At 62.7% G+C, this 14,385-nt stretch carries 10 protein-coding genes and 1 pseudogene; all 11 read left to right on the forward strand.

Annotation, left to right across the window (positions count from 1 at the left end):
• Window positions 1–447: pseudogene (locus E8A46_RS29680) on the forward strand (hypothetical protein); the annotation flags it as partial.
• 71 nt (window positions 448–518) lie between these two features.
• Window positions 519–788 (forward strand): hypothetical protein, encoded by a 270-nt coding sequence (locus tag E8A46_RS29685; protein ID WP_291568738.1) that lies wholly within the window; start codon window positions 519–521, stop codon window positions 786–788.
• Between the two features lie 141 nt (window positions 789–929).
• Complete coding sequence (gene ccmI, locus E8A46_RS29690) at window positions 930–2,033, forward strand: c-type cytochrome biogenesis protein CcmI (protein WP_291568740.1); 1,104 nt, start codon at window positions 930–932, stop codon at window positions 2,031–2,033.
• A gap of 125 nt (window positions 2,034–2,158) precedes the next feature.
• On the forward strand, window positions 2,159–2,692 hold the full coding sequence (ccmE, locus tag E8A46_RS29695) for a cytochrome c maturation protein CcmE (protein WP_291568742.1): 534 nt from the start codon (window positions 2,159–2,161) through the stop codon (window positions 2,690–2,692).
• Window positions 2,689–4,671 carry a heme lyase CcmF/NrfE family subunit gene (locus E8A46_RS29700; protein WP_291568744.1) on the forward strand — a complete coding sequence of 661 codons (1,983 nt, stop codon included), beginning with the start codon at window positions 2,689–2,691 and terminating at the stop codon, window positions 4,669–4,671. The genes ccmE and E8A46_RS29700 overlap by 4 nt, the downstream gene beginning before the upstream one ends.
• 4 nt (window positions 4,672–4,675) lie before the next feature.
• Entirely contained in the window at window positions 4,676–5,170 is a 495-nt protein-coding gene (locus E8A46_RS29705; RefSeq protein WP_291568745.1) for a cytochrome c-type biogenesis protein, read from the forward strand.
• A 161-nt stretch (window positions 5,171–5,331) separates the two neighbouring features.
• Complete coding sequence (locus E8A46_RS29710; protein ID WP_291568748.1) at window positions 5,332–6,675, forward strand: methyl-accepting chemotaxis protein; 1,344 nt, start codon at window positions 5,332–5,334, stop codon at window positions 6,673–6,675.
• Window positions 6,676–6,876: 201 nt separating this feature from the next.
• A complete protein-coding gene (locus E8A46_RS29715) occupies window positions 6,877–8,469 on the forward strand; it encodes a Do family serine endopeptidase (RefSeq protein ID WP_291568750.1) in 1,593 nt (530 codons plus the stop codon).
• A gap of 227 nt (window positions 8,470–8,696) precedes the next feature.
• Window positions 8,697–9,377, forward strand: a complete 681-nt coding sequence (locus E8A46_RS29720) for a response regulator transcription factor (RefSeq protein WP_291568755.1) — start codon at window positions 8,697–8,699, stop codon at window positions 9,375–9,377.
• On the forward strand, window positions 9,361–10,833 hold the full coding sequence (locus E8A46_RS29725; protein ID WP_291568751.1) for an ATP-binding protein: 1,473 nt from the start codon (window positions 9,361–9,363) through the stop codon (window positions 10,831–10,833). Before E8A46_RS29720 ends, E8A46_RS29725 begins: the two co-directional genes overlap by 17 nt.
• Before the next feature lie 147 nt (window positions 10,834–10,980).
• Window positions 10,981–13,953: a bifunctional [glutamine synthetase] adenylyltransferase/[glutamine synthetase]-adenylyl-L-tyrosine phosphorylase gene (locus E8A46_RS29730; protein WP_291568753.1), complete on the forward strand. Its 2,973-nt coding sequence runs from the start codon at window positions 10,981–10,983 to the stop codon at window positions 13,951–13,953.
• The last annotated feature ends 432 nt before the right edge of the window (window positions 13,954–14,385 follow it).

Genomic DNA, 14,385 nt, shown 5'->3' on the forward strand with positions numbered 1-14,385 from the left:
CGGCAGCTGGCATCGATCCGGGCCGATATTTCCAACGCCCTGCAATCGGAAATCGACAGCGTGCCCGGTCGTGTCCGGCGCCTGCTGCGGCAGCGTGCAGACAAGGATATTCCCGCCGGCGCTCAGCTCGACACCACCGAGGTTGACGAAACCGCGGCGTTGATCGATTTCGTCGCAGTATGCCGGACCTATGCCAGCGAATTGGCGATCAATGAGGTCACGCTGCGGACCTATTCGGACCTGCAGCATTATGTCGAACAATCCACCGAGGCGCTGGTGCAATCCCTGCGCGCCAGCGAGGGCAAGAACCGGGCCTATCGCCAGATGCAGGTCGCAGCGGCGATCCGCTTCTGCGACGTCTTATTCGGTCACGATTACGCGTCGCTGATGAGCCGTGCGGCCGAAAACGCGGTAACCGGCGAACGCAAATCATCGCGCGCCGGATAATCATAGGATAGTGAAAGATCGGGTTACAATTTGCGGTTGACGCGGTCGGACCGGAAACGTACCGTTTCGCCATGAACCCAGTGATCAATTTTGTTGAATTTGAGAACCGCGTGATCTCCGCAACCTATCGAAACCTCATGATCGGGGCAAAGGTCCTGCTGGTCGACAAGACCAGCGGGGAACCGCTGCTGGAGCCGGTGACCACGATAAACTCTCCCACGCCCAGCGGCGCGTTGCGGATCAGCCTGCCGACCTCGGTCAAAGCCGGGGATTACTTTCTGAGAGCGCTGAACGGGCATGGCGAGTTTGCCGCGCAAAGCGTCGAATTTCTGGTCGGCTGACGCCTGATTTTCCCTATGCTTTCAGGGTTTTCCTGCCACACCTGGAAATCGACAATTGTCAATTGCCGGGCTTGCCGCCCGTGGTGTAAAGCGACGCCGTGGCGCTATGCGTGTCAGCGCCGTTCCGCCGGAACCCGCTCGATGATGCTGTGGTTTGTGTTCGCGCTGATGACGGTCGCGGCGATCTTCGCCGTGCTCTGGCCGTTGAGCCGTGGCAGCCGCCCGCAAAATGATGGCAGCGAAGCGGCCGTCTACAAGGATCAACTTGATGAGATCGATCGCGACGTTTCCGCGGGGCTGATCGGCGTCTCCGAGGCGCAGGCCGCTCGCGTCGAAATCAGCCGCCGGCTGCTGGCTGCGGCAGATAATCAGCGCGAACTGCCCTCCGGATCGAATATCAGGCTGCGCCGTGCTGCGGCGGTCATGGCGCTGGTTGGACTTCCGGTCGTCGCGGTTGCATTTTATTACCCGCTCGGCTCACCGCGCCTTGGCGATTTTCCGTTGGCACAGCGCGACCGCAGGCCGGCCACGACGCAGCCGCTGGACAGTCTGGTGGCGCAGGTCGAGCAGCACCTTGAGAACAATCCGGCCGATGGCCGGGGTTGGAGTGTACTGGCGCCGGTGCTGGCCAGGCTCGGCCGTTACGACGACGCGGTCCGGGCTTTTCACAATTCGATTACCTATAATGGCGACAGCGCCGAGCGCCGCGCCGATCTTGGTGAAGCCATTGCCGCGGCAGCGGGTGGTGTCGTCACGGCCGAAGCCAAGGCCGAATTCGAGCGCGCCATCGCGCTGAATGCCGATGATGTCAAGGCGAGCTACTTTCTCGGCCTTGCCGCCGAGCAGGATGGTCGCTCCGCCGAGGCCGCATCGATCTGGCGAGCAATGCTCGCGAAGGCGCCGCCGAATGCGCCATGGCGTCCGCTGGTTCAGGCTGCGTTGGTGCGGGTCGGCGGTTCGCCCGCTCCGGCGCTGTCGGATGAGGCGGTGGCTGCTGCAAAAGACATGAATGAGTCCGACCGCAGCACGATGATCCGTAGCATGGTCGATCGTCTGGCCAGCCGTTTGAAGCAGAACGGCGACGACGTGGAGGGATGGCTGCGGCTGGTGAAGGCCTATATGGTGATGGGCGACCCCGACAAAGCCAAGGGCGCGCTGGCGGAAGCCCGTCAAGCCGTGGCCAAGGATCCGGAACGGTTGCGGCAATTGAATGAGGGTCTGAAAAATCTCGGGCTTGATGGGTGAGGTCGCACCGTCGAAAAGCGTGAAGCGGCGTCTCGGCTAATAGCATGCGCGGAGCAGTGGGCGCATCATGCCGAACGCGTGGAGCGGTTTTCGGATAACTTCATGCGCAGAATTAGAGGCCATGAATGACGCGCAAGCAACGGCGTTTGACAATCATCGGCGGCTCGCTCGCGGTACTCGCGGTTGCGGCGGCGCTGGTGTTGAACGCGATGGGTGACTCAATCCTGTTCTTCTCGACGCCGGCGATGGTGGCGGAGAAGCATATTCAGGCTGGAAAACGCTTCCGGCTCGGCGGCCTCGTGCAGCCGGGGTCACTGGTGCGCGGCGACAACCTGGTCGTCACTTTCCAGGTTGCCGATGGCATTGCCACGTTGCCCGTTTTCTACAAGGGAATTCTTCCGGATCTGTTTCGTGAGGGGCAGGGTGTGGTCGCAGAAGGCGCGCTTGACTCCTCCGGCGTGTTCAAGGCCGACACGGTGCTTGCCAAGCACGATGAGAATTACATGCCGAAGGATGTTGCGGACGCGCTGAAGAAGCAGGGGCGCTGGAAGGACGAACACGGCACGAAGCCGACCGATGGTGCAAAAGCCGGGGAGATCCCCGGAGCATCGCGGTCCGCACAGGGCACGCCACAGCCCGGGCAGGGGGCGTTGCGGTGATAGCGGAAGCCGGACATTACGCTCTGGTGTTGGCGCTCGGCCTGGCGCTGATCCAGTCGACCGTGCCGCTCCTGGGTGCGCGGTGGCGCGATGTCGCGCTGATGAACGTCGCGCGCTCGACCGCGATTGCACAATTGATATTCGTGGCGGCGTCTTTCGCGGCGTTGGTAACTTTGCACGTCTGCTCGGATTTCTCTGTCGTCAACGTGTTCGAGAATTCGCACTCGATGAAGCCGCTGATCTACAAGATCACCGGCGTATGGGGCAATCATGAGGGCTCGATGCTGCTGTGGGTGTCGATCCTGGCACTGTTCGGCGGCCTCGTCGCGATTTTCGGCAACAACCTGCCATTGTCGCTGCGCGCCCATGTGCTGGCGGTTCAGGCATGGGTCGCCAGCGCATTCTATCTGTTCATCCTGATCACCTCGAATCCGTTCTTGCGCATTGCCAATCCGCCGATCGAAGGCCGCGATCTCAATCCGGTCTTGCAGGACATCGGGCTGGCGGTCCATCCACCCATGCTTTATCTCGGCTATGTCGGATTCTCGATTTCGTTTTCCTTCGCCATCGCAGCCCTGATCGAGGGCCGGATCGACGCAGCATGGGCGCGCTGGGTGCGGCCCTGGACGCTGGTGGCCTGGATATTCCTCACGCTCGGCATCGCGATGGGCTCTTACTGGGCGTATTACGAACTCGGCTGGGGTGGCTGGTGGTTCTGGGATCCGGTTGAAAATGCTTCCCTGATGCCCTGGCTCGCGGGCACTGCCCTGCTGCACTCGCTGGTGGTCATGGAAAAGCGCAATGCGCTCAAGGTCTGGACCATCCTGCTTTCGATCCTGACATTCTCGCTGTCGTTGCTGGGCACCTTCCTGGTGCGCTCGGGCGTGCTTACGTCGGTCCATGCGTTCGCGACCGATCCGACGCGCGGCGTGTTCATCTTGCTGATCCTGTGCGTCTTTATCGGCGGCAGTCTTTCGCTCTACGCCTGGCGGGCATCGGCGCTCAAGCAGGGCGGCCTGTTCGCGCCGATCTCGCGCGAAGGCGCGCTCGTGCTCAACAATCTATTTCTGACCAGCGCCTGCGCGACGGTGTTCGTCGGAACGCTGTATCCGCTGGCGCTGGAGGTGATCACAGGCGACAAGATTTCGGTGGGCGCGCCGTTCTTTAATCTCACCTTCGGACCGTTGTTTCTTCCGTTGATGATCGCGGTACCCTTCGGGCCATTGCTGGCATGGAAGCGTGGCGATCTGCTCGGCGCGGCGCAGCGTCTGATGGGCGCCGGCGTCGCGGCGCTGATCGCGGTCGCGGTGTTGTGGGCGTGGACGCGTGGCGGCAGCGCCTTCGCGCCGCTTGCGATTGGGCTGGCGGTGTTTGTCATCGCCGGAGCGTTGAGCGATCTTGCCGAGCGCATCGGCCTGTTTCGCGTACCGCTGGGAACCGCGGTGCGGCGGGCACGCGGAATGCCGCGCTCGAGCTGGGGCACCGTGTTTGCCCATGCCGGCGTTGGTGTTGCCCTGATCGGGATCGTTTGCGAAACGACCTGGAACAGCGAATATATCGGATCGATGAAAATCAGCGATGTCGCGCCCATTGCGGGTTACGAACTGAGGCTCGACGACGTGAAGCAGCGCCACGGGCCAAATTATCGCGAAATGGTCGCGCAGTTCAGCGCCAGACTCGATGGCCGGCTGCTTGACACGATGACGCCGTCCAAACGCACCTTTACCACGCGCGGAGCGACGACGACCGAGGCCGCGCTGCTGACGCGCGGTGCGAGCCAGCTTTACATCTCGCTTGGCGATACCGCCCGCGACGGCACGATTGCGGTACGGATCTATCACAAGCCCTTGGTGCTGCTGATCTGGTTCGGTCCCGTGCTAATGGCGTTCGGCGGTATGCTGTCATTGTCGGATCGGCGGCTGCGGGTGGGCGCGCCGAAACCGGCAAAATCCCTGCGCGGACTACAGGCGGCGGAGTGATACCTTGAAACGAATCCTTTCCTGCCTATTCGCTATCGCTGTGCTGGCCGGAAGCCCAGCCCGTGCCGTGCAGCCCGACGAGATCATGTCGGATCCCGCAAAGGAATTGCGGGCGCGGGATTTGTCGCGCGAGTTACGCTGCATGGTGTGCCAAAACCAGTCGATCGACGATTCCGAAGCACCCTTGGCGCGAGACTTGCGGCTTCTGGTGCGTGAGCGGATCGCGGCCGGGGACAGCGACGCACAGGTCATCGATTTCCTGGTCGCGCGCTATGGCGAGTTCGTGCTGCTGAAGCCGCGGTTAAATCCCCATACCTGGCTACTCTGGCTGCTGCCGCCGCTGGCGCTGGCCGGAGGCGGGCTGGCGCTGTGGACCCATGGCCGGCGGCGCTCCAGATCATCTTCGGTGGCGGAAGCGGCCGCTACCTTGACCCCGGATGAGGAAGCCCGGCTGACGGCATTGATGTCAGGTGATGCGTCTCGGGAGAAGTCAGCTTAGCTCCGTATTGTTACGGATGCAGACTCACTAATGCGACCGAGTCGCAACGTCGCGCCGTGGCGGTTTCGCCCGCGGGGTTGGGCCTGCTTATGAATTTTTTGACCTTTCTCTGAAAGTTTGAATCCAACGCGCCCCCGCGATTCTCCCATCAGAGCGAACCGATGTTCTCCAACAGCAATTTGACCATCCGCTTCCTGATCGGGGCCGTTGCGGCGGCGCTATTGCTACTGCTGGCCGTCGGTGGCGGCACAGGATTTGTCGCCGTCCTTTATTTGAACAACGAAATCACCAGCCTTTCCTCTGAATTCAGCGGGCTAAGCGGTCCGAGCCGCGACCATGCGCTGCAGATTTATCATCAGGCCCAGGCAGCATTTTCATATTTCCTGATGGCTTGCGTTGCCATCGCGCTTGTTGCCTCGATCGTTTGCCTCACGACTTATTTTGCCGTTCGAAACGGCATTATGGGGCCGCTGGCTGCGATGGTGCACGCGATGCGACAGGTCGCTGATCGGAAATACGAGACTTCCATCCCGGGGCTGGGCGGCGCCAACGAAATCGGTCTCCTGGCCGGCGCCCTTGAAGTGTTCAAGACGACCGGTATCGAGCGGCAACGCCTGACCGACCATGAATTGCTCGAAGCGCAGCGTCAGGGCGAGCGTTCCCGATATCTTGATGAGAAGATTCGGGATTTCAACGGCCTCGTCGCCAATGTCGTCAGCAGCGTCGCTTCATCCGCCGTCCGGTTGAAGAGCAATGCAGAGGCCCTGTCGCAGGCCGCCAACGAAACCAGCGCCAAGGCCAATGCCGTTGCAAGCGCCGCGAGCCAGGCCAGTACCAGCGTACAGACGGTCGCCAGTTCGGCAGAGGAGATGACGACGTCCATCGGCACCATCAGCCGGCGCGTTACCGAGGCCACGCAGCGTGCCGAAGGAGCGGCCGCCCAGGCGCGGAAGAGCCGAGACACCATTCTCACGCTGTCGCAGGCGGCCGAAAAGATCGGGGCGGTCGTGCAAATGGTCCAAGCTATCGCCTCCCAAACAAACCTGCTGGCTCTCAACGCCACCATTGAAGCGGCGCGGGCGGGCGACGCAGGTAAAGGATTTGCGGTGGTCGCTTCGGAGGTCAAGAACCTCGCCCACCAGACCGGTAAAGCCACCGAGGAAATCTCCATGCTCGTCGCGAGCATTCAGGGCAGCACGGGCGAGACGCGAGAGGCGATCGACGGCATATCGAACACCATCGCGGAAATCAGCGCGATCATGTCGGGCATTGAAGTCGATACGGCGCAGCAACGAAACGCGACGCAGGAGATATCGAGCAGTGTCCAGGACGCAGCCCGGGGCACGCTGGACGTGTCAAATCATATCGTACAGATCACATCCACCTCGTCCGAAACCGGGCGCATGGCAAGCGATGCGCGAGATTCGGCTGTCGATCTTTCGCAACAGGCCGAAACCCTGAAACGGGAGGTCGATGGCTTCATCATCAGCGTCAAGGCAATCTGACGGCCGGAAGGGTCTGATCGGCTGTCGGTGGAACCCGTAGCGGAACAAAGGGTTAGCCCTGCGATAAACTGCCGCATTTGATGGCCCGTTCATTACAAAAGTTTAATTCCCCCGCCAGCGCGCTGTAAGGCGGAAATCCCCATCTTCAGAGCCACAGGGTGCCGCCCACGCACCACGGATTCAGGCTCTGGAGAATTTTGAATGACCGACCGTCCCACCGATCTTTCGTCGCTTCCGTCGTATCGAGCGGCCCGCCGTTCGCTGTTTTCCGCGCGCAAGTTTGCTCTGATGGCCTCGGTCGTCGCCGGCCTCGGTGTTGCCGTTTACGGTTTTGGTCCCGCCGCCGGCCCGGTGGATATCTTCAGCAGCACCGCGCACGCGCAGGTCAACAACGAAGTTCGTAAGGTTGAGAAGCCGGTCGGCTTTGCCGACATCGTCGAGCGCGTGAAACCGTCGGTGATTTCGGTGAAGGTCAACATCAACGAGAAGATCGCCAAGAACGACAGCACCGACAGCAATGAAGACTCGCCGTTCCAGCCGGGATCGCCGATGGAACGCTTCTTCCGTCGCTTCGGTGGGCCCGATGGCCTGCCGCCCGGTTTGCGCGGTGGACCGCGCGGCCGCGGCATGGTGACCGGCCAAGGTTCCGGCTTCTTTATTTCGGCCGACGGCTATGCCGTCACCAACAATCACGTGGTCGATGGCGCCGACAAGGTCGAGGTGACGACCGACGATGGCAAGACTTACAGCGCCAAGGTGATTGGCACCGATGCGCGCACCGATGTGGCGCTGATCAAGGTGGAGGGCAGTTCGAACTTCCCGTTTGCCAAGTTGTCCGACGGCAAGCCCCGAATCGGTGACTGGGTGCTCGCGGTCGGAAATCCCTTCGGCCTCGGTGGTACCGTCACGGCCGGCATCGTCTCGGCCAGTGGCCGTGACATCGGCAATGGCCCGTACGACGACTTCATTCAGATCGACGCGCCCGTGAACAAGGGCAATTCCGGTGGCCCGGCCTTCAATACCGAAGGTGAAGTGATGGGCGTCAATACCGCGATTTATTCGCCGTCTGGCGGCAGCGTGGGTATCGCGTTTTCGATTCCGGCATCGACCGTGAAGACCGTGATCGCGCAGCTGAAGGACAAGGGCTCCGTCAGCCGCGGCTGGATTGGTGTCCAGATTCAGCCTGTCACGGTGGACATCGCCGACAGTCTCGGCCTCAAGAAGGCGGAAGGTGCCTTGGTTGCAGAACCCCAGGCCAACGGTCCGGCCGCCAAGGCTGGTATCGAATCCGGCGACGTGATCACGGCGGTGAATGGCGAGACGGTCAAGGACGCCCGCGAGCTCGCGCGTACCATCGGCAGTCTTGCGCCCGGCAATGCCGTGAAGCTGAACGTACTGCACAAGGGTCAGGACAAGGTGATCAACCTTACCCTTGGCCAGTTGCCGAACACGGTCGAAGCCAAGGCCGATACGGACAACGGCGACAAGGGCGGCGCTACGCGCGGAACCGACGTGCCGAAGCTCGGCCTGACGCTGGCGCCCGCCAATAGCGTTGCCGGCGCCGGCAAGGATGGCGTCGTTGTCACCGAAGTCGATCCGAAGAGTGCAGCGGCTGAGCGCGGTTTCAAGGAAGGTGATATCATTCTGGAGGTCGCCGGAAAGAGTGTCACCAATGTTGGAGACGTGCGCGAAGCGATCAATGCCGCGCGCACCGACAACAAGAACAGCGTGCTGATGCGCGTCAAGAGCGGTGGGTCGTCGCGCTTTGTCGCGATCCCCCTGGCTAAAGGCTGAGTATCGCGCGGGGGCGGGTCAAAGCCCGCTCCCTTCTGGTTACCTTCCGGTGGAAAACGCCCCCCTCCGTCGGAAGGTTAAAAGGGCGGTGAGGTCCCCCAGCTTCACCGCCCGCTTTTTTTGGCCCAATGGGCGCGCCAGCAAGCCTTGCATGTTGCCTTGCATGAGGCCGCCGACCGCGCCATGGTGATAGAAAGCAGCCTCACTTGACCGCAACCGACACCCAGATGCGCCTCCTGATCATCGAAGACGACCGCGATTCCGCCGACTATCTGGTCAAGGCGTTCCGCGAAGTCGGTTATGTCGCCGATCTGGCCGGCGACGGTGAGGAGGGGTTGGCACTCGCCGCGAGCGGCGACTACGACGTGCTGGTGGTCGACCGCATGCTGCCAAAGCGCGACGGCCTGTCGCTGATCGGCACCTTGCGCGAGAAGGGCAACCGCACGCCCGTTTTGATTCTCTCGGCGCTGGGGCAGGTCGACGACCGCATCAAGGGCCTGCGTGCCGGCGGCGACGATTATCTGCCAAAGCCCTATTCGTTTGCCGAATTGCTGGCGCGGGTCGAAGTGCTGTCGCGCCGCCGCGGCGGCCCTGCCGAGGAAACCACCTATCGCGTTGGCGACCTCGAACTCGATCGGCTTTCACACCGGGTGGCGCGTGGCAAGGACGAATTGACGCTGCAGCCGCGCGAGTTCCGGTTGTTGGAATATTTGATGAAGCATGCAGGGCAGGTGGTGACGCGGACCATGCTGCTGGAGAACGTCTGGGATTATCATTTCGATCCGCAGACCAATGTCATCGACGTGCATATTTCGCGGCTCCGCTCCAAGATCGACAAAGGCTTCGAGCGGCCGCTGCTTCACACCATTCGCGGCGCGGGATACATGATCCGTGACGGCATTCGGTAAGCTGATCCGAACCACGGCGTTCCGGTTGACGCTGGTCTATCTGTTTTTGTTCGCGCTGTTTGCGGCGTCGCTGCTGGGCTATTTTGCCTGGAACACGCGGCGGCTGATCACCGAACAGATCACGACCACGGTGAACGCGGAAACCAGCACGATCAGCGACATTTTCGGGCGACGCGGGCTGCGCGGGCTGATTGCCACGATCGAGAACCGCGCGTTGCGGCCGGGCGCCAACCTCTACCTTGTCACCACCCCCGCGGGGCAGGCCATCGCGGGCAATGTCGGTTCGCTTGCGCCAGGCGTGATGGCGACCACAGGTTGGTCCGAAACGGCCTACCGCAGGCTCGACGAGCAGGATACCGCGGATCATCACGCGCTGGTGCTCGTCACCGAACTCTCCAGCGGCTTCCGGTTGCTGATCGGGCGCGATCTGGAGGAGCGCAGGCGGCTGTTCGGCATTGTCGCCAAGGCCGCGCAATGGTCGGTGTTGATCGTGGTGGTGCTTGGCTTGGGCGGCGGCATCTTTGTCGCGCGGCGCGTGCTGCACCGGATCGACGCCATGACCGGCACCACCCAGCGCATCATGGCGGGTGATCTGAGCGGGCGACTGCCGGTTGGGCGCAGCGGCGACGAGCTTGACCGCCTGGCGGAGAACCTCAACGCCATGCTGGAGCGCATCGAAGCGCTGATGATGGGTCTGAAGGAAGTCTCCGACAATATCGCCCATGACCTGAAGACGCCGTTGACACGATTGCGCAATCGCGCCGAGGAGGCATTGGCGAAATCCGCAACCGAGGCCGAATACCGCACGGCGCTGGAACGGACCATCGAGGAATCCGATAGTCTGATCCGGACCTTCAACGCCCTGCTGATGATCGCGCGCGCGGAGTCCGGTCAGGCCCGCGGCAATATGGATAATTTTGATGCCGCCGACGTTGCCAACGGCATTCACGAACTCTACGAGCCGCTCGCCGAAGACGGAGGCATGACCCTGCACGTCAGGACTGAGTCGACGCAGCTTCACGGCAACCGCGAACTGATCAACCAGGCGCTGGCGAATTTGGTCGAGAACGCGATCAAATACGGCAAGCCGGTTCCCACTGCGCCGCCGCCGGGCGCCGGCGCGGTTGGAACTGTCGACCAAAAGGAGATCCTGATCGAGGCCAGGCGCGACGGCGATCGGGTGCTGCTCAGCGTCACCGACCACGGACCGGGCATTCCGGTGGCCGACCGCAAGCATGCGGTGGAGCGATTCGTCCGGCTGGAGGCGAGCCGAACCCAGCCCGGCTCCGGTCTTGGATTGAGCCTGGCATCGGCGGTAGCGACGCTGCATGGCGGTGACCTCAAGCTCGATGACGCTCATCCGGGCCTGATCGCAACGCTGACGTTGCCGGCGTTGTCCGGTGCCAGCGACGGGCTTGCGGCTCAAACACATGATGTGCCACAGAAGGCGGCGTGAATTCATCCGCGCCGGGTGACGCCGACCACACCGACCGGTGTCCTGGTTCCGACATTCGCATCTCGCGGCAACAAGACCTCTCGCGAATGTCATAACCCACGGGACATTCGCATTTATCCTGATGCAGCTCTGGATTTGACATTCGCCATGACGATTCGCGAACGCACCGAAGCGAATGTCAATTCCGGCTCACTGGCCGCGCGCTTTGTCGACGGACCGCAGCTATCGGCCCTTGACAAAGCCGAGCAGCGAATGCGGGATTGGCTGACGGACCTCGCGCCGGGACAGGCGGCTGCGCTCGAGCACCTCCTGGTGCGATTTCCCCGGGCCAGGACCATTCTGTTGGGCATCGCCGAGGCCTCTCCGTATCTTTTCGATCTTGTCCGCGCCGACGGCGCACGCGCGATCAGGCTGCTGGAATGCGAGCCTGAACCGTATCTGGCGCAACTGATCGAAAGGACCAGCCGCGAGGTACTTGCGGCGTCAAGCGAAGCCGATGTGATGCAGAGGCTCCGCCGCACGAAATCGGAAGCAGCGCTGCTGATTGCGCTGTGCGACATTGGCGGCGTCTGGCCGGTGATGCGGGTGACGGCGGCGCTGACCGACCTTGCCGTCACCTCGGTGCAATCGTCGCTGCGCTTCTTGTTGCAGCAGGAAGCGGCGCGCGGGAAACTTTCGCCGCCGAACCCGGATCGCCCCGAGGATGGCAGCGGCCTGATCGTGCTCGCGATGGGCAAGATGGGCGCGGGCGAGTTGAATTTTTCCAGTGATATCGATCTGATCGTGTTTTTCGACGCCGCCGCGTCGACGCTGGCGCCCGATATCGAGCCGCAGCCGTTCTTCGTGCGTGTGACGCAAGGGTTGTCGCGGATATTGCAGCAACGCAGCGCCGATGGCTATGTGTTCCGCGTCGATCTTCGGCTGCGTCCGGATCCCGCTTCGACGCCGGTGGCGATCTCCATCGCCTCGGCGCTGCATTATTACGAGCGGGAAGGGCGGACCTGGGAACGTGCCGCCATGATCAAGGCGCGCCCCTGCGCCGGCGACCTCAGGGCCGGCGAGGCGCTGATGGCGGAGCTCGCACCCTTTGTCTGGCGCAAGCATCTGGATTTTGCCGCCCTTGCCGATGTGCACGACATGAAGCGGCAGATGCAGACCTTTCGCGGACAAAGCGAAATCGCGGTCGAGGGTCACAACGTCAAGATCGGGCGCGGCGGCATCCGCGAAATCGAGTTTTTCGCGCAAACCCAGCAGCTGATCGCCGGGGGCCGGCATTCCGAATTGCGGGTACGGCCGACGCTGGAGGCGTTGAATGTGCTGGCCTCGAGCAACTGGATCACCTTCGCCGCGTGCGATGAGATGACCGCGGCGTACGAGTTCCTGCGGCGGGTCGAACACCGGCTGCAGATGATCGCGGACGAGCAAACCCATGTGCTGCCTGACGATGGCGAAGCGGTGGAGCGCTTCGCCCGCTTTTTCGGGTACCAAAGCCGTGCCGCCTTCGCCCGGGATCTGCTCGGCCATCTCAACGTCGTGCAGGGGAACTATGCCAAGCTGTTCGAGGGCGACCCGGCCGGAACCGCGAAATTGCCGGCGGTGGATTATACGGCGGGTCCGGACGATCCGCGTCTGATCGAACAGTTGGTCTCGCTCGGCTTCAAGAAGCCGATCATGGTGGCGCAGACGGTGCAACAATGGCTGGACGGCGACTATCGCGTTCTGAGGCTGGAATCCACCCGCCACGCGTTCGTCGAGTTTCTTCCGGCGCTGATCGTGGGCCTCGCCAACGCCGAAGAGCCCGATGGCGCGGTGGCGGTGTTCGATCGCTTCCTGCAGGCGCTGCAGCAGGGTGGACGGCTGTTCTTGCTGCTCAGCCAGAATCGCGACCTGGTGGCATTGGTGGCGCTGATCCTCGGCGCCGCGCCGCGTCTTGGCGACATGCTGGCGCGGCAGCCGCAGATCATGGATGGGCTGATTGATCCGCGCTTCTTCGGCGCGATGCCGGACCGGCGCGAATTGTCCGCGCGGCTGGCGGCGACCCTGGCGGATGCCCATTCCTACGAAGAGTTTCTGGATCGATTGCGATTGTTCGGTCGCGAAAGCCTGTTTCTGATCGGCACGCGGATCTTGTCCGGCACGGTCTCGGCCCAGCACGCCAGCATCGCCTTTGCCGACGTCGCCGAAGGCGTCGTCCACACCGTGCATGACCTGGTGACCGAGCAATTCGCCGCCCAGTATGGCCGGATCAGAGGGCAGCAGACCGCGATATTGGCGATGGGCAGACTGGGCAGCCGTGAAATGACCGCCGCCTCCGACCTCGATCTTATCCTGCTCTATGAATTCGATCCCGAGCATCCGGATTCGGATGGCGCGAAATCGCTGCATGGGGCGCATTATTTTGCGCGCTTCACCCAGCGGCTGATCAGTGCGTTCACGACACGGACCAATTACGGCGTGCTCTACGAGGTGGACATGCGGCTGCGGCCCTCGGGCCGGGTCGGTCCGGTGGCTTCGCAGGTCGAATCGTTCGCCGAGTACCAGGACCGCGAAGCCTGGACCTGGGAGCATATGGCGCTGACCCGGGCCCGGGTGATTTCGGCCTCGCCGGAGTTTCGCGGCAAGATCGAGGAGATCATCCGCAAGGTGCTGACGCGGCCGCGTGACGCCGCCGCCGTGGCGGGCGATGTCGCGGATATGCGTCGCGCCGTCGCGCTGGAAAAGGGCGAGGACGATATCTGGGACCTGAAACATGCCGCGGGCGGCATCGTCGACATCGATTTCATCGCCCAGTACCTGCAGCTTGTTCATGCCGCCGACAAGCCCGATATCCTCGACGTCAGCACCCTGCATGTGCTCGACCATGCGGCGCGGCTCGGCGTATTGCCGCAATCCTCGGCTGAAATCCTGCGTTCGGCGGCGCGGCTCTATCATGACCTGACGCAGATTCTGCGGCTGTGCGTCACTGAAAAGTTCAATCCGGAGACGTCGGGCGAGGATCTGTTGCGGGTGCTGGCGCGGGCCGGCGATGCGCCGGACTTTTCCTCGCTGCAGGCGCGGGTCAAGGAGACGCAAACCGAGGTGCGCCGGGTGTTTCGGGTTGTGATCGGGAACGGCAGCTAGGGCTCCCCGAGAAAGACGATCTGGCCGCGACCAGTCTGAGCCATTCGCTCCGCACGCAATCGAGCACGCTGGTGTAGTCGCGTGTTTCGCTCTGCCTCCAGATGATTCGCCACCCTCGACATACCGGTTTGGCCAACTGGAGATATGCATCGGCGGTCCCGCGGCGCTGACAGCGCCCGGGTTATGCTCGTACCTTTCGCCCTCTCAACAGAGGGCGCAGGGAATGCCGGGCGCCCGATGCGCCCGATAGCCGCGTGTGCAATGTGAGTAGTAGAACGCACACGCGTTAGTCAGGTCACACCGGAAACACCCGGCATTCCCCGCGCAATGGTTTACGGCTTATTTCGTGCTCTCCCCGGTGATCGGCTTGTTGACACCGTCACTGGCGAAGTGACCTCCGCCAGTTTGACGCCGGCACCGAGGCGTCAGGAC

The organism is Bradyrhizobium sp., assembly GCF_004799445.1.
GTDB lineage: Bacteria > Pseudomonadota > Alphaproteobacteria > Rhizobiales > Xanthobacteraceae > Bradyrhizobium.